Raw genomic sequence first — 360 nt, 5'->3', positions numbered from 1 at the left:
AAGGTCACCAAGGCGTATCCAGACGGAACCATTGCCGTCGATGCTCTCGATCTGGAGTGCCCGACGGGAAAGATCACCGCGTTGGTGGGTCCTTCCGGCTGCGGCAAGACGACCTCACTCCGCATGATCAACAGGCTGATCGAACCGACGTCAGGCACGATTTCGCTCGACGGCGAGTCCACGGCGGGAATGGATCCGGCCCTTCTGCGTCGACGCATCGGGTACGTGATCCAGCACGCGGGTCTCTTTCCCCATCGCACCATCGTCGACAACATAGCGACCATGCCTCGATTGCTCGGTGCGAGTAAAAAGGAATCTCGCACTCGCGCTATGGAATTGCTCGAAACGGTTGGTCTGACG

General features: G+C 59.4%; 1 protein-coding gene. It reads left to right on the top strand.

What is annotated here, in order from left to right; genetic code table 11:
* The coding region (locus AC3XQU_RS23300; RefSeq protein WP_489876526.1) for an ATP-binding cassette domain-containing protein at positions 1-360 on the top strand (360 nt) is incomplete at both ends.

It is taken from the genome of Telluria sp. AZSoR62, from assembly GCF_058111565.1.
The sequence above is the reverse complement of the archived record's forward strand: the minus strand, read 5'-3'. Positions and strand labels throughout refer to the sequence as shown.